The 16,600-nt window shown below is 72.4% G+C and carries 16 protein-coding genes and 2 tRNA genes; 6 read left to right on the top strand and 12 right to left on the bottom strand.

Going from position 1 to position 16,600, the window contains the following annotated elements; all coding sequences use genetic code 11:
* Window position 1: 1 nt before the first annotated feature.
* The 6 genes from ACZ52R_RS02135 to ACZ52R_RS02110 form a co-directional block, all read right to left on the bottom strand.
* The gene (locus tag ACZ52R_RS02135) at window positions 2–1,234 is read right to left on the bottom strand and encodes a sensor histidine kinase (protein WP_465615360.1); all 1,233 of its coding nucleotides are present in this window, start codon (window positions 1,232–1,234) and stop codon (window positions 2–4) included.
* A 90-nt stretch (window positions 1,235–1,324) separates the two neighbouring features.
* Window positions 1,325–2,155, bottom strand: a complete 831-nt coding sequence (locus tag ACZ52R_RS02130) for an ABC transporter permease (protein WP_465615358.1) — start codon at window positions 2,153–2,155, stop codon at window positions 1,325–1,327.
* Window positions 2,152–3,177: an ABC transporter ATP-binding protein gene (locus ACZ52R_RS02125; protein ID WP_465615356.1), complete on the bottom strand. Its 1,026-nt coding sequence runs from the start codon at window positions 3,175–3,177 to the stop codon at window positions 2,152–2,154. The genes ACZ52R_RS02130 and ACZ52R_RS02125 overlap by 4 nt, the downstream gene beginning before the upstream one ends.
* A 175-nt stretch (window positions 3,178–3,352) precedes the next feature.
* Window positions 3,353–3,425, bottom strand: a tRNA-Gly gene (locus ACZ52R_RS02120).
* A 39-nt stretch (window positions 3,426–3,464) separates the two neighbouring features.
* Window positions 3,465–3,537, bottom strand: a tRNA-Gly gene (locus ACZ52R_RS02115).
* Between the two features lie 164 nt (window positions 3,538–3,701).
* A complete protein-coding gene (locus ACZ52R_RS02110; protein WP_030056585.1) occupies window positions 3,702–4,019 on the bottom strand; it encodes a histone-like nucleoid-structuring protein Lsr2 in 318 nt (105 codons plus the stop codon).
* Between the two features lie 468 nt (window positions 4,020–4,487).
* Here ACZ52R_RS02110 and purS point away from each other — a divergent pair, with 468 nt between their 5' ends.
* The 4 genes from purS to ACZ52R_RS02090 all read left to right on the top strand — a co-directional run bounded on the left by purS (window position 4,488) and on the right by ACZ52R_RS02090 (window position 8,554).
* Complete coding sequence (purS, locus tag ACZ52R_RS02105; RefSeq protein WP_030232982.1) at window positions 4,488–4,742, top strand: phosphoribosylformylglycinamidine synthase subunit PurS; 255 nt, start codon at window positions 4,488–4,490, stop codon at window positions 4,740–4,742.
* Window positions 4,739–5,416, top strand: a complete 678-nt coding sequence (gene purQ / locus ACZ52R_RS02100; RefSeq protein WP_465615353.1) for a phosphoribosylformylglycinamidine synthase subunit PurQ — start codon at window positions 4,739–4,741, stop codon at window positions 5,414–5,416. Before purS ends, purQ begins: the two co-directional genes overlap by 4 nt.
* Window positions 5,416–7,671: a phosphoribosylformylglycinamidine synthase subunit PurL gene (gene purL, locus ACZ52R_RS02095; protein WP_360502373.1), complete on the top strand. Its 2,256-nt coding sequence runs from the start codon at window positions 5,416–5,418 to the stop codon at window positions 7,669–7,671. Before purQ ends, purL begins: the two co-directional genes overlap by 1 nt.
* Before the next feature lie 67 nt (window positions 7,672–7,738).
* On the top strand, window positions 7,739–8,554 hold the full coding sequence (locus tag ACZ52R_RS02090) for a maleylpyruvate isomerase family mycothiol-dependent enzyme (protein ID WP_465615351.1): 816 nt from the start codon (window positions 7,739–7,741) through the stop codon (window positions 8,552–8,554).
* Between the two features lie 3 nt (window positions 8,555–8,557).
* Here the strand turns inward: ACZ52R_RS02090 and ACZ52R_RS02085 are convergent, their stop codons facing one another.
* Together ACZ52R_RS02085 and ACZ52R_RS02080 are read right to left on the bottom strand one after the other, a co-directional pair.
* Window positions 8,558–9,259 (bottom strand): hypothetical protein, encoded by a 702-nt coding sequence (locus ACZ52R_RS02085; RefSeq protein WP_465615349.1) that lies wholly within the window; start codon window positions 9,257–9,259, stop codon window positions 8,558–8,560.
* A gap of 104 nt (window positions 9,260–9,363) precedes the next feature.
* A complete protein-coding gene (locus tag ACZ52R_RS02080) occupies window positions 9,364–10,155 on the bottom strand; it encodes a DUF3152 domain-containing protein (protein ID WP_465615347.1) in 792 nt (263 codons plus the stop codon).
* A gap of 309 nt (window positions 10,156–10,464) precedes the next feature.
* Between ACZ52R_RS02080 and ACZ52R_RS02075 the strand changes: the two genes are divergently transcribed.
* Entirely contained in the window at window positions 10,465–10,884 is a 420-nt protein-coding gene (locus ACZ52R_RS02075) for a DUF3151 domain-containing protein (protein ID WP_360502362.1), read from the top strand.
* 91 nt (window positions 10,885–10,975) lie between these two features.
* Here the strand turns inward: ACZ52R_RS02075 and fbaA are convergent, their stop codons facing one another.
* The gene (gene fbaA, locus ACZ52R_RS02070) at window positions 10,976–11,998 is read right to left on the bottom strand and encodes a class II fructose-bisphosphate aldolase (protein ID WP_360502359.1); all 1,023 of its coding nucleotides are present in this window, start codon (window positions 11,996–11,998) and stop codon (window positions 10,976–10,978) included.
* 297 nt (window positions 11,999–12,295) lie between these two features.
* Between fbaA and ACZ52R_RS02065 the strand changes: the two genes are divergently transcribed.
* Window positions 12,296–13,015 carry a DedA family protein gene (locus tag ACZ52R_RS02065; RefSeq protein WP_360502357.1) on the top strand — a complete coding sequence of 240 codons (720 nt, stop codon included), beginning with the start codon at window positions 12,296–12,298 and terminating at the stop codon, window positions 13,013–13,015.
* Window positions 13,016–13,145: 130 nt separating this feature from the next.
* Here the strand turns inward: ACZ52R_RS02065 and pyrE are convergent, their stop codons facing one another.
* The 3 genes from pyrE to ACZ52R_RS02050 all read right to left on the bottom strand — a co-directional run bounded on the left by pyrE (window position 13,146) and on the right by ACZ52R_RS02050 (window position 16,492).
* On the bottom strand, window positions 13,146–13,682 hold the full coding sequence (pyrE, locus tag ACZ52R_RS02060; protein ID WP_360502354.1) for an orotate phosphoribosyltransferase: 537 nt from the start codon (window positions 13,680–13,682) through the stop codon (window positions 13,146–13,148).
* A 46-nt stretch (window positions 13,683–13,728) separates the two neighbouring features.
* Window positions 13,729–14,793, bottom strand: coding sequence for an SRPBCC family protein (locus ACZ52R_RS02055; RefSeq protein WP_465752513.1), 1,065 nt, complete (start codon window positions 14,791–14,793; stop codon window positions 13,729–13,731).
* A 196-nt stretch (window positions 14,794–14,989) separates the two neighbouring features.
* Window positions 14,990–16,492, bottom strand: coding sequence for a polyamine aminopropyltransferase (locus ACZ52R_RS02050; RefSeq protein WP_465752569.1), 1,503 nt, complete (start codon window positions 16,490–16,492; stop codon window positions 14,990–14,992).
* Window positions 16,493–16,600: the final 108 nt, after the last annotated feature.

Genomic DNA, 16,600 nt, shown 5'->3' with positions numbered 1-16,600 from the left:
CTCAGCCCGGCAGCGGGACGATGGCGAGTATCCGGAAGGTGCCGGGTGCGGCGGTCGGGACGGTCAGTTCGCCGTTGTGGGCGGCCAGCCGCTCGCGCAGGCCGCGCAGCCCGGTGCCGCCGCCCTGCGAGGGCAGCGGCACCTCGGGCACCCCGTCGTTCTCCAGCTCCAGCACCGCCCGGCCGTCCTCCTGGCGCAGCCGGATCAGGCAGCGGGCGGCCTCGCTGTGCCGGAGCACGTTGGTGGTGGCCTCGCGGATCACCCAGCCGAGCACCGACTGCACCGGCAGCGGCAGCCCGTTGGCGTTCTCGCCGAGGTCGATCTCGCAGGCGATGTCGGCGGAGCGCAGCACCGCGCGGGCGCCGATCGCCTCGGCGTGCAGGTCGGCGGTGCGGTAGCCGCGGATGACGTCCCGGACCTCCCGCTGCGACTCCTGGGCGATCTTCTGCACCTCGGACATCTGGTCGGCGGCCTCCGGGCGTCCGCGCCGGGCGAGTTGGACGGCGAGTTCGCTCTTCAGCGCGATGGTGGTGAGGTTGCGGCCCATCACGTCGTGCAGGTCGCGGGAGAAGCGCAGCCGCTCCTCGGCGACGGCCAGCCGGGACTGCGCCTCGCGGGCGGCGTCCAGCTCCCAGACGATGGCGGTCACCCAGGCGAAGCTGCGGCAGCTGCCGATCAGGATGAGCGTGCCGATGACCGCGCCGCACACCCACCCCGAGGTGGTGGCGGGGCTGACGCCGGCCAGCAGCATCGCCGGGGCGATCGCGATCGGTAGCGCGGCTCCGGCGAGGAAGGCCCAGCGCAACCCCAGGCCCACCCCCGCGGGGCCTGCGGTCGCGCCCACCAGGGCGGCGGCGATCACCACGGTGAACGGCTGGCCGGGATGGGGCGACACCCCGTCGGAGGACGGGCCGAGCAGCAGCACGGCCCAGGAACCGGCCACTGTGAGGAGGGCGTTGGCGGTCAGCCAGCGCCGGTAGGTGCTGGGCCGCCCTAGGTAGCGGTCGAGCGAGGTGCGGTAGGCCCTGAGGGTGACCAGGACCGAGGCGAGCGACAGGACCAGGGCGACCCGGACGGCGGGGGTCGTACCCGTATTCCGCACCGAGGAGGCGCTGGCCAGCAGGTTCAACGGCAGCATGAACCATGCCACCAGGTAGAGCGACCAGCGGAAGTACAGCTCGGCGCGTTGCGGCTTGCCGTAGCCCTTCCAGCGGCGAATCGGCCCCCGGACCATCGCAGTGCCCCCGTCTGATCACGATCGTGTTGGTGCCTTCATATCAGAGGCGGAACGGGGGCGGATCCTTCGGATTCCCTTCTGCCGGGCTCAGCGGCGCGGTTCCCAGCGGAAGTAGCGGACGGCGCCCCAGACCGCCAGGCCGAGCCAGACCGTGCCGGTGACCAGGTGCGGGGCGGCGGCGCCCCAGCTGCCGAGGAAGTCGGTCGGAGCGGCCGAGCCGTCGGTGCCGAACCAGCCGACCCGGATCAGCTGGAAGGCCGGGGTGGTCGGCAGCAGGCGGCACACGTCGGCCAGCTGCGAGGGCATCACCTCCAGCGGGACGAACAGGCCGGAGCCGAACTGCATGACCAGCATGACGGGCATGGTGGTGATGCCCGCGCTCTCCACGGTCTTGGTGAAGGCGCTGGACAGCGCGGCCAGGGCGATCATGGTGGCCAGCGTTAGCACCAGGCCGACCAGCATCAGCAGCGGGTTGACCGGCACCGCCAGGTGCAGGCCGAGACTGCCGCCGACCCCGATCAGGGCGGCCATCAGCAGGCCGAGGGCGAGCGAGGGGACGGCGGTGCCGAGCAGGATCTCCAGGTCCCTGGCCTCCCCGGTGCGCAGCCGCTTGAGCACCAGTTCGCCGCGCCGCCCGACGTAAGCGGCGGTCAGGTTGTAGTACACGACGAAGGCCAGGACCATCCCGACCGAGCCGTAGACCAGCATCGAGTCGATGTCCAGGCCGGGGTTGTCCTCGGCCTGCTTCTTGAGGATTCCGCGCAGCGAGCTGATCAGCACCACCGGCAACACCACGGCGGTGAACAGGGCGGTGCGGTTGCGCAGCAGCAGGGTGGCCTCGGCGCGGCCGAGGGCGAGCAGACGGCCGGCGGTGGTGCTCGGGGCACCCGTGCGGGTGGCGGGGGCGGCGGTGGTCATCGGGCGGATCCGATCAGGCGGCGGCGGGCGGGACGGGCGGGGGCGGCGGGCCCTGAAGGCGGTGCGGTGCGCGGCGGGGCCTGGTGGGCGGCCTCGGAGGCGATGGCGAGGAAGGCCTCCTCCAGGGAGGCACTGCGGGCGTCCAGGGCGCCCAGTGCGATCCCGTGGTGCCGGGCCCAGCCGAGCAGGTCGGTGAGGGTGTCCTGGAGGCCGGTGCTCTGCACGGTGACCTTGCGGCCGTCGACGGTGACCTCGGCGCCGGCCAGGACGGGCAGCGCGACCCCGGCGAATTCAGGGAGTTCGAAGGTGATCCGGGACGGCCGTCCGGCGATCACCTCGGCGACGGTGCCGGTGGTGACGACCCGGCCGCCGTGCAGGATCGCCAGCCGGTCGGCGAGCTCCTCGGCCTCCTCCAGGTAGTGCGTGGTGAGCAGCACGGTGGTGCCCTGGGCGCGCAGTTCGCGGACCAGCCGCCAGACGGCGGCGCGCGCCTCGGGGTCGAGGCCGGTGCTGGGCTCGTCCAGGAACAGCACCTCGGGGCGGCCGAGCAGGGCCATCGCGAGGTCGAGCCGGCGCCGTTCGCCGCCGGACAGCTGCTTGACCCGGACGGTGCGGCGGTGGGCGAGGCCGACCAGTTCCAGGGCCTCCTCGACCGGACGGGCGCCGCTGGTCATCCCGGCCCAGGCGCGGCCGGTCTCGGCGGCGGTGAGGTCGCCGGGGAAGCCGCCCTCCTGGAGCATGATGCCGATCCGCGGGCGGACGGCGGCGCGCTCCCGGTGGGGGTCGTGGCCCAGCACCCGGACGGTGCCGCCGCTGGGGGCGGCCAGGCCCTCGATGAGCTCCATGGTGGAGGTCTTGCCCGCGCCGTTGGTGCCGAGCAGGGCGAACAGTTCGCCGCGGCCGACGGCGAGGTCGACGCCCTGGACGGCGTGGTAGCCGGTGGCACCGCTGCCGTAGTGGCGGTGCAGGTCGGTGACCTCGATCACGGTGTCGCGGTGGCTGGCGGGCCGGCTTGTTTCCATGCCCCAAGCCTTCCGCCGCCCGGGCCGCGCGGGCAGTGCGCGCCGTCATGACATCGCGGTGCGGATCCACGGGTCGGCGATGACAAATGTCATGGACCATTTCGAGGTTCGAGGCTCGGGGCTCGCGGCGGGAATGCCGAAGGGCCCCCTCGATCGAGGGGGCCCTTCGTTCCTGAGCGGACGACGAGATTCGAACTCGCGACCCTCACCTTGGCAAGGTGATGCTCTACCAACTGAGCCACGTCCGCAGGTCTAACTATTGAGTTGTGCTGTGCTCGCGCACTGCGAGCGGACGACGAGATTCGAACTCGCGACCCTCACCTTGGCAAGGTGATGCTCTACCAACTGAGCCACGTCCGCACGGTGCCTTGTGGGGCACCAGCCGCCTCTTCGGATCTCTCCGTTGCGGCGACGAGGAATACTCTACAGCATCGTTCGGGGTGGTCGCCCCACCCTTTCGGTCCAGGCCATTGGGCCTGGGCAGGCAGGGCGACCGGGGGAGCGGGTGCCCCCGAGGGGCGGGGTCAGTTCGCCTCGGCGAACGCCTCGTACACGTGCTTGGGGATGCGGCCGCGGGCCGGCAGTTCCATCCCGCGGGACAGGGCCCAGGCGCGGACGGCGGCCGGGTCCGGGGTGAGCGCGGTGCGGCGGAAGGACTTTCCGGTGCGGCTCTGGCGGCGGCCCGCGGCGACGAACGGGGCGAGGGCCTCCCGCAGCTTTTCCGCGTTGTCCACGGACAGGTCGATCTCGTACGACTTCCCGTCGACGCCGAAGTGGACGGTTTCCGCGGCGGCGCCGCCGTCCAGGTCGTCGGAGAGCGTGACAACTACACGCTGAGCCATGGGTGTCAATCCTCTCGGGCAATTCGGCCACCGGTCCGCGGGGGTACGCCCGGGGCCTGATGTGCACCAACTCGCGCAAGCGCATACGGGCAGGCCTGGTGGCCCGCCTGATACGCAGCACTTGCCGCGACAGGTGGCCCTATTCTGCACCCGAAGGGGGTCGAAATCGAAGAGTCCGGCATTCTTTTCCGGATATTCACGTGTCTTCGCGGGACTGTCGGATACCGGTGAGCGGGACGGGCGGATCTGTCCCCAAGTGCCGTATTCGGGTGTTCTTCGGAGGGGGCCGTTCCGGGCGCCGAATCCGGGGAAACCGGGGGTGCCGGACGGGGGGCCAGGAGGCCGGATCCCTTGTGGCGTAAGGGGCCCGGGTCTACGCGCGTCGCTATCCCCGGCCAGCAATCCGGCCCGAAACCACCGGTAGTCTGGAGTTCCCCCGCCTCACCGAAGACACCACCGGGAGTGCCAGTGGCACGCGTCGTAGTCGACGTCATGCTCAAGCCGGAGATCCTCGACCCCCAGGGACAGGCGGTGCAGCGTGCACTGCCCCGTCTCGGATTCACCGGGATCGCCGACGTCCGCCAGGGCAAGCGTTTCGAGCTGGATGTGGAGGGCCCGGTCGACGACGCGGCGCTCGCCCGTATCCGCGAAGCCGCCGAGACCTTTCTCGCCAACACCGTGATCGAGGACTTCACCGTCCGGGTCGAGGAGGCGGCGAAGTGACCACCCGCGTCGGCGTCGTCACTTTCCCCGGCTCCCTCGACGACCGCGACGCCCAGCGGGCGGTCCGCCTCGCCGGCGCCGAGCCGGTCGCCCTCTGGCACCGTGACAAGGATCTCCACCAGGTCGACGCCGTCGTCCTGCCGGGCGGATTCAGTTACGGCGACTATCTGCGCTGCGGGGCGATCTCCCGCTTCTCCCCGGTGATGGAGACCGTCATCGAGCAGGCGAAGCTCGGAATGCCGGTGCTCGGTATCTGCAACGGCTTCCAGGTGCTCTGCGAATCCCACCTGCTGCCCGGTGCGCTGACCCGCAACGACTCGCTGCACTTCATCTGCCGCGACCAGAAGCTGCGCATCGAGAACGCCGACACCGCCTGGACCCGGGATTACTCGGCGGGCCAGGAAATCGTCGTCCCGCTGAAGAACGGCGAGGGCCGCTTCGTCGCCGACGCGCACGTCCTGGACGAGCTGGAGGCCGAGGGCCGGGTCGTCGCCCGTTACCTGGACGTCAACCCGAACGGTTCGTACCGCGACATCGCCGGCATCACCAACGCCGCCGGCAATGTCGTCGGCCTGATGCCGCACCCGGAGCACGCCGTGGAGCCGCTCACCGGTCCGACCACCGAGGGCCTGGGCTTCTTCACTTCCGTCCTGAAGCAGCTGGTGAACGCCTGATGAGCCTCGACACCGTCAAGAACGCCGAGCAGACCCCGGACGCCGCCCAGCCCTGGGCCGAGCTCGGCCTCAAGGAGGACGAGTACACGCGCATCCGGGAGATTCTCGGCCGCCGCCCCACCGGCGCCGAACTCGCGATGTACTCGGTCATGTGGTCGGAGCACTGTTCGTACAAGAGCAGCAAGGTCCACCTGAAGCAGTTCGGCGACAAGAAGCCGGATTCGGACGCGATGCTCGTCGGCATCGGCGAGAACGCCGGTGTGGTCGACGTCGGCCAGGGCTACGCGGTCACCTTCAAGGTCGAGTCGCACAACCACCCGTCGTACATCGAGCCCTACCAGGGCGCGGCCACCGGCATCGGCGGCATCGTGCGCGACATCCTGGCGATGGGTGCCCGCCCGGTCGCCGTGATGGACCCGCTGCGCTTCGGCGCGGCCGACCACCCCGACACCCGGCGCGTGCTGCCCGGGATCGTCGCGGGCATCGGCGGCTACGGCAACTGCCTGGGCCTGCCGAACATCGGCGGCGAGGTCGTCTTCGACTCCTGCTACCAGGGCAACCCGCTGGTCAACGCGCTGTGCGTGGGTGTCATGAAGCACGAGGACATCCACCTCGCGCAGGCCTCCGGCGCCGGCAACAAGGTCATCCTGTACGGAGCCCGCACCGGCGGCGACGGCATCGGCGGCGTCTCGGTGCTGGCCTCCGAGACCTTCGACGACACCAAGCCGGCCAAGCGCCCGGCGGTCCAGGTCGGCGACCCGTTCCAGGAGAAGCTCCTCATCGAGTGCACCCTGGAGATCTTCCGCGAGAAGCTCGTCAAGGGCATCCAGGACCTCGGTGGCGCCGGCCTGTCCTGCGCCACCAGCGAGCTGGCCTCGGCCGGGTCCGGCGGCATGCGGATCGAGCTCGACACCGTGCACCTGCGCGACCACACGCTCTCGCCGGAGGAGATCCTCATGAGCGAGTCGCAGGAGCGCATGTGCGCGATCGTGGAGCCCGACAAGGTCGACCGCTTCCTCGAGATCTGCGAGAAGTGGGACGTCATCGCCAACGTCATCGGCGAGGTGACCGACGGCGAGCGCCTGGAGATCTACTGGCACGGCGAGCTCGTGGTGGACGTCCCGCCGCGCACCGTCGCCCACGAGGGCCCGACCTACCAGCGCCCGTTCGCCCGCCCGAGCTGGCAGGACGCGCTGCAGGCCGACGTCCCGACCGCCGAGCGGCTGGCCCGCCCGACCACCGGCGAGGGCCTCAAGGCCGACCTGCTGAAGGTCACGAGCCACCCGAACCAGGCCTCCAAGTCCTGGATCACCGACCAGTACGACCGCTACGTGCTCGGCAACACCGTGCTCTCGGTCGGCGAGGACTCGGGCATGATCCGGATCGACGAGGAGACCAACCTCGGCGTCTCGGTCGCCACCGACGGCAACGGCCGCTTCGCCAAGCTGGACCCGTACACCGGTGCCCAGCTGGCCCTGGCCGAGGCGTACCGCAACGTCGCGGCCGGCGGTGCCAAGCCGCTCGCCGTCTCCGACTGCCTCAACTTCGGCTCCCCCGAGGACCCGGACGTGATGTGGCAGTTCGCCGAGGCCACCCGCGGCCTGGCCGACGCCTGCCTGGTGCTCGGCACCCCGGTCACCGGCGGCAACGTCTCGCTCTACAACCAGACCGGCGAGGTCGCCATCCACCCGACCCCCGTGGTCGCGGTGCTCGGCGTCATCGACGACGTCACCCGGCGCACCCCGCTCGCCTTCGCCGAGGAAGGGCAGCTGCTCTACCTGCTCGGCGACACGGCGGACGAGCTCGGCGGCTCGGCCTGGTCCCAGGCCGTCCACGACCACCTCGGCGGCCTGCCGCCGAAGGTGGACCTGGAGCGCGAGCGGCTGCTCGGCGACATCCTGATCGCCGCCTCGCGCGACGGCATGATCGACGCCGCGCACGACCTCTCCGACGGCGGCCTCGGCCAGGCGCTCGTCGAGAGCTGCCTCAAGGGCGGCCACGGCGCGCGGATCATCGTGCCCGAGGGCACGGACCCGTTCGTCCTGCTGTTCTCGGAGTCGGCCGGCCGCGCCGTCGTGGCGGTGCCGCGCAGTGAGGAGCTCCGCTTCAACGACATGTGCACCGCGCGTGGCCTGCCGGCCACCCGGATCGGTGTCGTGGACGGCCAGGAGCTGGACGTCCAGGGGCAGTTCAGCGTCTCGCTGGCCGAGCTGAAGGACGCCCACACCGGCGTCATCGAGGCCCTGCTGGCCTGATCGCAGCACCCAGAGGGGCGGACGGTCCGATACGGAACCGTCCGCCCCTCGGCGTATGTTGGGGCCCATGCCTCCCAAGTCCCGTACGTACCAGCCGCAGAAGACGAGCGCCGCGCTGGCGGCGCAGAACGAGGCGCTGCGTGCCGTGGTGCACCGGCTGACCGCGCCGGACCTCGACCGGCCGACCCGGCTCGGCTCCTGGCGGGTGCGGGAGCTGGTGGCCCACCTGGGCCTGGCGCTGGGCCACCTGCCGGCCTCGGTGGACGACCAGGGGCCGGACGGGCCGGTGCTCTCGCTGGCCGGCTACGCGGAGCTGAGCAGGACGATGGCCGAGGCCGTCGACACCGCGGTGACCGAGCACGCGGTGACCGGGTTCGCCGGCCCGCCCGAGGAGGTGGCCGCCGCGTTCGACCGGCCGCTCGACGCCGTGAAGGCCGTGCTCGACGGGCCGCTGGTGGCGGAGCCGGGGCGGCGGATCACCATCCTGGGCGGCCGGTCGATGCTGCTGACCGACTACCTGGTGACCCGGCTGGTCGAGGCCGTGGTGCACGCCGACGACCTGGCCGACGCGCTCGGCCTGGACGCCTTCCCGCACGACCGCCGGGCCCTCGCCGCCGTCACCCGGATGCTGGCCGACGCCTTCGCGGAGCGCGCCCCCGGCGGTGCGGTCGAGCTGCGGATCCCGCCGTACGCCGTGGTGCAGGCTGTCGAGGGCCCCCGGCACACCCGGGGCACCCCGCCGAACGTGGTCGAGACCGACCCGCTGACCTGGATCCGGCTGGCCACCGGTCGGACCGACTGGCCGACGGCGGTGGAGGCGGCCGCGGTGTCCGCCTCCGGCGAGCGCAGCGACCTGGCGGCCCACCTGCCGGTGCTCGGGTAGCGCTCAGCCCAACTGGTCGGCCAGCGCCTGGGCGGCCTTGCGCAGCGGCTCGCCGGTGAAGGCCCGGTCCGGTTCGCCGTCGCCGACGTCCTGGGAGAGCAGCAGGGCGATGTCGCCCGCGCCCCTGGCCCTGATCCGGGCGACGGCCGCGGTGCCCTCCCCGGGGACGAGCTTGGCCTGCCCGGCGTCGGGCTGCTCGGTGGCGAACTGCCGGACCTGCGCGGCCCCGATCCGTGCGGCGACCTGGATGCGCGGGAGCAGCAGGTTGACCGCGCCGTACTGCGGGATCGCCAGCAACTCGATGCCGATCCGGGTCTCGCCGACCCGGTAGCCGCAGGTGACATCGGCGGTCGGGGGCACGGCCGGGACGGACGGCATGGTCGGCGGGTGGCTCATGCCGGACGGCCACGGTTGTGGCGACGTGCCGTCGCTGACGCTGCCGTCGGCCGCGGGCCCGTCCGCGGTGTCGGGGCCGACCGATCCGGGGATCCCGGCGGCCTTGAGGGCCTTGGCGAGGTCGAGGCCGAAGGGGCAGCTGTTCTGCTGGTCCTGGTGCAGTTGCCGGGCGACCGACCGGACGCCGTCGTAGGAGACGCTGCCGGAGCCGGGCGGGCCACCCGGGGAGGAGGAGCAGGCGGCCGTGCCGAGGAGGATCCCGGCGGACGCGAACACGGCGGCGAGCCTACGGCGTTGGGCAGCGGTCATGACCGCAGGTTACGGCGCCGCGGCCCCGCCGGTTGCCGATTCGACCTCAACTCTGTTCCGAATCGGCGCTGTTCCGACTCCGCGCTGTTCCGCTCGACGGGGTCTTACGGGACCGGGGGCCCGCTCAGGTAGGTGCCGTCCGCCGAGTACGGCCAGGCGTTGGGCGTGCAGCCCTTGAGGCCGTAGATCTGCTGCATCATCGCGGGCGCGGGCTTTCCCGGGCCGGCGCAGCCCTCGTGCCCGTGGCCGATCCGGTGGCCCACCTCGTGGTTGACGATCAGGGCCCGGTACTCCTCGATCGGCCCGCTGAACTGCGGTGATCCGATGTTCCAGCGCTTGGAGTTGACGAGCACCTGGTTGCCGACGTTGCAGTTGACCTCGCCGTGGGTGTCCAGGCCGGAGGCGCCGCAGATCTTGTCCACGGTGGCGGGCGAGGCGATCTTCACGGTGAAGTCGTACGAGCCGTTCGCGACCAGCTGGAAGCCGTTCTTGTGGTCGTTGGTCCAGCCGCGCGGGTCGCCGAGGATGCCGTGGATCTGGGCGGCGGCGGCCGCGGCGTCGATCCCGATGCCGTCCTCGGCCTCGACCCGGTAGCGGCGCACGGTGCCGCGCCCGACCGCCTTGGCGGTGGCGGGGGCGATGGTGAAGGTGCCCGCGCCCGCGGTGGGGCCGGGGTCCGGTTCGGCGGGGGTGGGCGGGGCCGGCGGCGGGGGCGTCGGGGTGGGCGGCGGGGCGGTGACCGGGGCCGGGGGCGGTGACGCCGTGGTGGTCACCTCGCCCGGCGGGACGGCCCGCGCCTGGGTGGTCGCAGTGGCGGTCGGCGTGCCGGAGGGCCGGTGCAGCATGACCGCGGTGGCGCCCAGCACCAGGGCGGTCAGCACCAGTGCCGTGAGCATGCCAGGCCTTACTCTCCGGCGCGGCCGGCGGCGTCTGCGGCCGCCGTTTCGGGACGGGGCGGCGCGCCTGCTGGCGGGTCGGACTGCGGGCATGATCGTCACCTTGGCATGGCGAACGGGTGAATGTCCATGTACCCGGTATGCACATCTCGGGCCGGATCTCCGCCCGGCTCCCGTGGACCCGGGCGACCGGCAGGCCCAGCGAACGGACCGGGTCCAGCAGCTTGCGCACCGAGCGCACGGCGGCATGGGCACGCCGACCGCGGTGCGGCGGTTGACCCCTGCGTCTCGGGTGGCAGACTTCAGCTCATGGCGATTCACAGGAATCTTCTCGACGGCCCCGAACCGACCCACCTGCCCGAGGAGGAGCGGCCCTACCGGATGCTCGCGGAGGAGTCGGCCTCACCGACCCAGGTGGCGGCCGAGTTCCCGACCTTCTGCCTGGCCTGGGCCATGCTCGCCGACGACGCCTACGCGGCCGGCCGGTACGTCGAGTCGTACGCCTACGCCCGCACCGGCTACCACCGTGGCCTGGACGCGCTGCGGCGCAGCGGCTGGAAGGGCCACGGCCCGGTGCCGTGGGAGCACCGCGGCAACCGCGGCTTCCTGCGCTGCCTGGCGGCGCTCGCGCGGGCGGCCGGCGCGATCAAGGAGACCGAGGAGGAGACCCGCTGCTGGCAGTTCCTGAAGGACAGCAGCGCGGAGGCGTACGCGGAGCTCAAGCAGTAGGAACCCGACGTGCGGGTGCCCCCGGCGGTCCTCCGCCGGGGGCACCCGTGTCTCACGCGGCTATCGCGCTCACTTCACGCGGCTGCCGTGCTCACTTCAGGCGCTTGCCGGCCGAACGCAGCTGCTGGGCGGCCTCGAGCACGCGGGCGGCCATGCCGGCCTCGGCGAGCTTGCCCCAGGTGCGGGGGTCGTAGGTGTTCTTCTTGCCGACCTCGCCGTCGACCTTCAGCACGCCGTCGTAGTTGGCGAACATGTGGCCGGCGACCGGGCGGGTGAAGGCGTACTGGGTGTCGGTGTCCAGGTTCATCTTCACGACGCCGTTCTCCAGCGCGGTGGCGATCTCCTCGGCGGTGGAGCCCGAGCCGCCGTGGAAGACGAAGTCGAACGGGTCGGTCTTGCCGTACTGCTTGCCGATCGCGTCCTGCAGCTCGCGCAGCAGCTCCGGCTTCAGCACGACGTTGCCCGGCTTGTACACGCCGTGCACGTTGCCGAACGAGGCGGCCAGCAGGTAGCGGCCCTTCTCGCCCAGGCCCAGGGCCTCGGCGGTGCGCACGGCGTCGTTGACGGTGGTGTACAGCTCGTCGTTGATCTCGTGCGTGACGCCGTCCTCCTCGCCACCGGTCGGGGTGATCTCGACCTCGAGGATGATCTTGGCGGCGGCGGCCTGGGCCAGCAGCTCCTGGGCGATGGCCAGGTTGTCGGCCAGGGTCTCGGCGGAGCCGTCCCACATGTGCGACTGGAACAGCGGGTTCTCGCCCTTGGCCACGCGCTCGGCGGAGACCGCCAGCAGCGGGCGGACGTAGCCGTCCAGCTTGTCCTTCGGGCAGTGGTCGGTGTGCAGCGCGACGGTGATGTCGTACTTGGCGGCGACGATGTGGGCGAACTCGGCGAGCGCGACCGCGCCGGTCACCATGTCCTTGTTGTGCTGGCCGCCCAGGAACTCCGCGCCACCGGTCGAGATCTGGATGATGCCGTCGCTCTCGGCCTCGGCGAAACCACGCAGCGCGGCGTGCAGGGTCTGCGACGACGTGACGTTGATGGCCGGGTAGGCGAACTTGCCCGCCTTGGCCCGGTCCAGCATCTCGGTGTAGACCTCGGGAGTTGCGATGGGCATGCGATCCGCTCCTGTCGGGTTGCGGCGTACGGACGGTGCTGTCCGACGCTGTGTACGCCTTCGTGACGACTCCGTGCCGGCCCGCCGACGCGCGGCGTTGCGGTGTGGCTCTCCGGCACCAAGCTTCGAGGCGACCTCCGCGTACGGCCATGAGGGTGGTGGGCCGCCGCGGACCGGACGCCTGGGCCATCTTCCCAGACTCGTGCCCACAGGTCAGCAGGAGCCCGCCTGTCGGAACAGGGGTCCCGGGCACGGTACGCCCGCTCGCCCGCAAGGTCCGCCCGCTATCCTGCGCCCGTGGACTACAACCAGTTGGCCGTCAATCTGCTCGACGCCAAATCCCTGATCTCGTCCCTCGGCGCCATCGGGCTGATCGCGATCATCTTCGCGGAGACCGGCCTGCTCGTGGGCTTCTTCTTCCCGGGCGACTCGCTGCTGATCATCGCGGGCGTCGCCTCCTCGAGCGCCGCCTCGTCGGTGCTCGGTGAAGGCGCCAGGCTGCCGATCGGGGTCCTGCTCGTCGGCTGCCCGATCGCGGCGATCGCCGGCGCCCAGCTGGGGCACCTGATCGGCGCCAAGGTCGGGCCGAAGATGTTCGACAAGCCCGACTCGAAGATCTTCCGCCGCGAGTACGTGGTGAAGGCGGAGGAGTACTTCAACAAGTTCGGCTCCGGCAAGGCCGTGCTGCTGGCCCGCTTCATGCCGATCGTCCGCACCTTCCTGAACCCGGTCGCCGGCACCCTGGAGATGCCCGCCAAGACGTTCTTCCTGTGGAACGTCATCGGCGGTGTGCTCTGGACCGAGTCCATGCTGCTGATCGGCTACTTCTTCGGCGACGCGCTCGCCCCGGTCATCGACAAGTACCTGATCCCGGCGGTGCTGCTGATCGTGCTGCTGTCGATCTCGCCGATCCTGATCGAGGTCATGCGCGAGCGGAAGAAGAAGAAGGCGGGCGGCGCCGACCACACCGACGACACCTCGGCCCAGGCCGGCGGCGGCCGGCACCGGCGGGGCTGACCGCAGACGCACCAGAGGGCCGGGTCTGTTTCACGTGAAACAGACCCGGCCCTCTGTCGTTCGTCAGGCGGTCCCGTCAGGCTCCCGGCAAGGCGGGCCCGTCAGGCGGTTCCGTGCTGCGGCTCGGACGTCAGAGACCCAGGTCGTCCAGGGTGTACGCGGTCACGTACTCCAGGCCCTGCTCCGCGATGGCACCCGCGCCGCCGCGCTCCACGATCACCGCGACGCCGACCACCTCGGCGCCCGCCTCGCGCAGCGCCTCGACCGCGGTCAGCACCGAGCCGCCCGTGGTGGAGGTGTCCTCGACCGCCAGCACCCGGCGGCCCTTCACCTCGGGGCCCTCGATCCGGCGCTGCAGGCCGTGCGCCTTGCCCGCCTTGCGGACCACGAAGGCGTCCAGCTTCTGCCCGCGCGCGGCGGCGGCGTGCAGCATCGAGGCGGCCACCGGGTCGGCGCCCAGGGTCAGACCGCCGACGGCGTCGTACTCCAGGTGCGAGGTCGCATCCAGCATCACCCGACCGACCAGCGGGGCGGCCTCGCCGTCCAGCGTGATCCGGCGCAGGTCGACGTAGTAGTCGGCCTCCTTGCCGGAGGAAAGGGTGACCTTGCCGTGCACGACGGCCTTGTCCTTGATCTGTGCCAGCAGGGCGTCGCGGTCGTTGCTCATGAGCGTTCAGTCTAGGGCCTGGCGATCCCCGCGGCGCTCCGGCCGACTAGCGGCGGCGCAGCGCCCTCACCAGCACCACGGCACCACCCAGCAGCGCCACCGAACCGCCGATCACCCACGGCACCGCACTACGGCCGCCGGCACCCGGCACCACGATCCCGCCCGCCTCGCCGCCCCAGCGGGACGCCGCCCGGGCCCGCGCGCTGCGGGACGGCAGCGCCGGGGCGTACGGACCGCGCGGCGGGGCGTGATCCACCTCCTCGGCGGACCGGCCGACGATGCTGCGGCGCACCGGGCCGGTGAGCACCGGCTCCTCCTCGTACGCGAAGAGCGGCTCGACGGGGATCTCCTCGGCGACGGCGTCCTGCTCGGCGGAGCCCTCCTCGACGTCGTCCGCCACCTCGGCGCCGCTGTCGTCCCCGTCCTCGTTCTGCCCGTCCTGGGCGTCCTCGTCGTCCTCGTCCTCGTCCTCCTCGTCGTCGGCGGAGCCGGTGGGGAGACCGAAGCGCTCGGCGTCGGCGTCGGAGAAGGCGATCAGGTCGGAGAGGTCGTCGTCGAGGTCGTCACCCGGCTGGTCCAGGCGGTCCTCGATGAAGACCACTCCGGCGGTCCCGGCCTCGGCGTCCTCCTGGTCCTGGTCCTGCTCCTGGTCGCCCTCCTGGTCGCCCTCCGGGGCCACCAGGGCGGCGGCGTACCTGTCCAGCAGTCGGCGGCCGGTGGCGTCGAGGGACTCCCCGTCGAACTCGGTCAGCCGACCGGTGGCGCTCAGATCGCCGGTGAAGCGGATCACGGCGGTGCCGTCCTCGGCGCCGTCCGCGACGCTGACCCGCACGGTGGCCGTCGCCTCACCACTGCCCCGGGCCTCCTGGCCCTCGGCGAGCACGGTCAGCACGCCCTCCCGGCCCCCGATCAGCGACAGCACACCCTTGTACGTGATCGTGGAGCTGCCGATCCGCAGCTTCAGCCGCCCGCTGATCTCCTCGGCCGGCCCGCCCCCGACCGCAGCCGGCTCGGTGCTCAGCCCCGGCACACTCCGCGCCAGCAGTGCCGGATCCTGCAAGGCCTGCCGCACCAGCTCGGCGGACATCGGGACGACAACCTCATGCTCCATGCCACGGAGCCTACCGACCCGAACCCGCCCGGTCCCTACCCACCACCACCCGACTTTCCCCACCTCACCCGCCCCACCCCGACCGACCCCTCACACCCCCGCCCGGCGCCTCGCGACCCGCCCGGCCCACCGTCGTTCCGATCGCTCTTGCTCCCCCGGAGGCCCGACTGCTCCTGAGGGTGCCTGTGACCGCCGGTCAGCGGGGGCTGAGGAGGGTGAGGGCGGCCGGAGGGTGGGCGGGGCGGAGGGTGGTGAGGCGGGTGGTGGAGGCGTGGAGGGTGTCGGGGGTGAGGGCGAGGGGCGGCGGGGCGTCGGGGGCGAGGGTGAGCGGGGGGCGGGTGGCGGCGGCGAGGAGGTAGTTCTGGGTGGTGTCCGGTGGGCCGGGGCGGCAGGTGGCGGTGGGGCTGCCGGGGACGGCGTACGGGGTGGTCTGCAGCCCGGCCGTGCGCAGACCGGAGTCGATCTGCCAGAGGCCGTCCAGGTCGCTTCCGGCCCGGACGGCGATCCGGCCGCCGGGGGAGAGCAGCCGGGCGGCGAGGCCGTAGAACTCCTGGGAGTGGAACTTGACCGGCCCGCCGTCGGCCGGTGCGGGCAGGTCGGCGAGCACCACGTCGTACGGTCCGTCGCCGCCGGAGGCGTCCGCGTCCGCGTCCGCTCCGCGCAGCCAGGCCATCGGGTCGGCGGCGGTGGTGCGGACCCGGGGGTCGTCCAGGGAGTGGCCGCCGAGGGCGGCGAGGGCGGGGTCGGTGCGGGCGAGCCGGGGGAGGGCTGGGTCGGCGTCGACCAGCCGGACGGAGCGGACGCCCCGGTGTCGCAGGACCTCCCGGAGGGCGAGCCCGTCGCCGCCGCCGAGCAGCAGGACGCGGGTGTCGGGGCCGGCGGCCATGGCGGGGTGGACCAGGCCCTCGCCGGCCCGGTACTCGTCGGGGCCGCAGACCGCGAGTCGTCCGTCGAGGTAGAGCCGGAGGGGGCCCTCGGCGGGGCCGGTGAGCACGATTTCCTGGTGCCGGCTGCGGGTGGCGTAGCGGACCTGGTCGCCGTAGAGGGCGTGCCGGGCGGCGCGTTCGATGCTCTCGGAGCCGGCGGCGGCCGCGGCGAGCACGGCGAGGACGAGCAGGCAGCCGCCCCAGAGGAGCCGTCGTATCGGCGGGGCCGGTTCTTCCCGGAAGAGCCAGAGCACGACGGCGGCGCCGGCGACGGCGTTGACGGCGCCGGTGACAAGTGCGCCGTCGCCGGGGCCGAGCGCGGGCAGGATCAGGAACGGGAAGGCGAGTCCGCCGATCAGCGCGCCCACGTAGTCGGCGGCGAACAGGTCGGCTGCGGCGCGGCCCGCGTCCTCGCGCCGGATCCGTTGGATGAGGGTCATCAACAGGGGGATCTCGGCGCCGATCAGGGTGCCGATGAGGCAGGTGAGGCCGACCATCGCGGCTTGGTAGCGGCCGAGCCAGGCCCAGCAGGAGTAGAGGGTGAGGACGGAGAGTCCGCCGGTGAGGGCGAGCGCGCACTCGACGAGGGCGAAGGCGGTGGCGGGTCGGCGGGTGAGCCGTTTGGCGAGCAGGGAGCCGAGGCCCATCGCGAACACCATGACGGAGAGCACGACGGAGGTCTGGGTGACGGTGTCCCCGAGCAGGTAGTCGCCGAGCGCGACGAGTTCGAGCTCGTAGACCAGTCCGCAGGCCGCGCAGACGAACGCGGCCATCAGGACGGTCAGGCGGGCGAGCCGGGGGCGGCAGCGCAGCCGGGACCGACGGCGGGCGGGCAGTGGGGCGAGGCCGTGCCCGGGGCGGGGTGGGGTGCCGTCGTCGAG

It is taken from the genome of Kitasatospora sp. NPDC034023 (assembly GCF_055575795.1).
Note: the sequence above shows the minus strand (reverse complement) of the source record. Positions and strands in the feature narration are given on the sequence as shown.

Coding starts and splice junctions, on each gene's coding strand:
- ACZ52R_RS02090 (WP_465615351.1), top strand. CDS start 7,739: ATGCCTCCCAAGTCCCGTACGTACCAGCCGCAGAAGACGAGCGCCGCG.
- ACZ52R_RS02050 (WP_465752569.1), bottom strand. CDS start 16,492: ATGGCCGCGTTCGTCTGCGCGGCCTGCGGACTGGTCTACGAGCTCGAA.
- purL (WP_360502373.1), top strand. CDS start 5,416: ATGAGCCTCGACACCGTCAAGAACGCCGAGCAGACCCCGGACGCCGCC.
- ACZ52R_RS02080 (WP_465615347.1), bottom strand. CDS start 10,155: ATGCTCACGGCACTGGTGCTGACCGCCCTGGTGCTGGGCGCCACCGCG.
- ACZ52R_RS02130 (WP_465615358.1), bottom strand. CDS start 2,155: ATGACCACCGCCGCCCCCGCCACCCGCACGGGTGCCCCGAGCACCACC.
- ACZ52R_RS02055 (WP_465752513.1), bottom strand. CDS start 14,793: ATGGAGCATGAGGTTGTCGTCCCGATGTCCGCCGAGCTGGTGCGGCAG.
- ACZ52R_RS02110 (WP_030056585.1), bottom strand. CDS start 4,019: ATGGCTCAGCGTGTAGTTGTCACGCTCTCCGACGACCTGGACGGCGGC.
- ACZ52R_RS02125 (WP_465615356.1), bottom strand. CDS start 3,177: ATGGAAACAAGCCGGCCCGCCAGCCACCGCGACACCGTGATCGAGGTC.
- ACZ52R_RS02075 (WP_360502362.1), top strand. CDS start 10,465: ATGGCGATTCACAGGAATCTTCTCGACGGCCCCGAACCGACCCACCTG.
- pyrE (WP_360502354.1), bottom strand. CDS start 13,682: ATGAGCAACGACCGCGACGCCCTGCTGGCACAGATCAAGGACAAGGCC.
- ACZ52R_RS02085 (WP_465615349.1), bottom strand. CDS start 9,259: ATGACCGCTGCCCAACGCCGTAGGCTCGCCGCCGTGTTCGCGTCCGCC.
- fbaA (WP_360502359.1), bottom strand. CDS start 11,998: ATGCCCATCGCAACTCCCGAGGTCTACACCGAGATGCTGGACCGGGCC.
- ACZ52R_RS02135 (WP_465615360.1), bottom strand. CDS start 1,234: ATGGTCCGGGGGCCGATTCGCCGCTGGAAGGGCTACGGCAAGCCGCAA.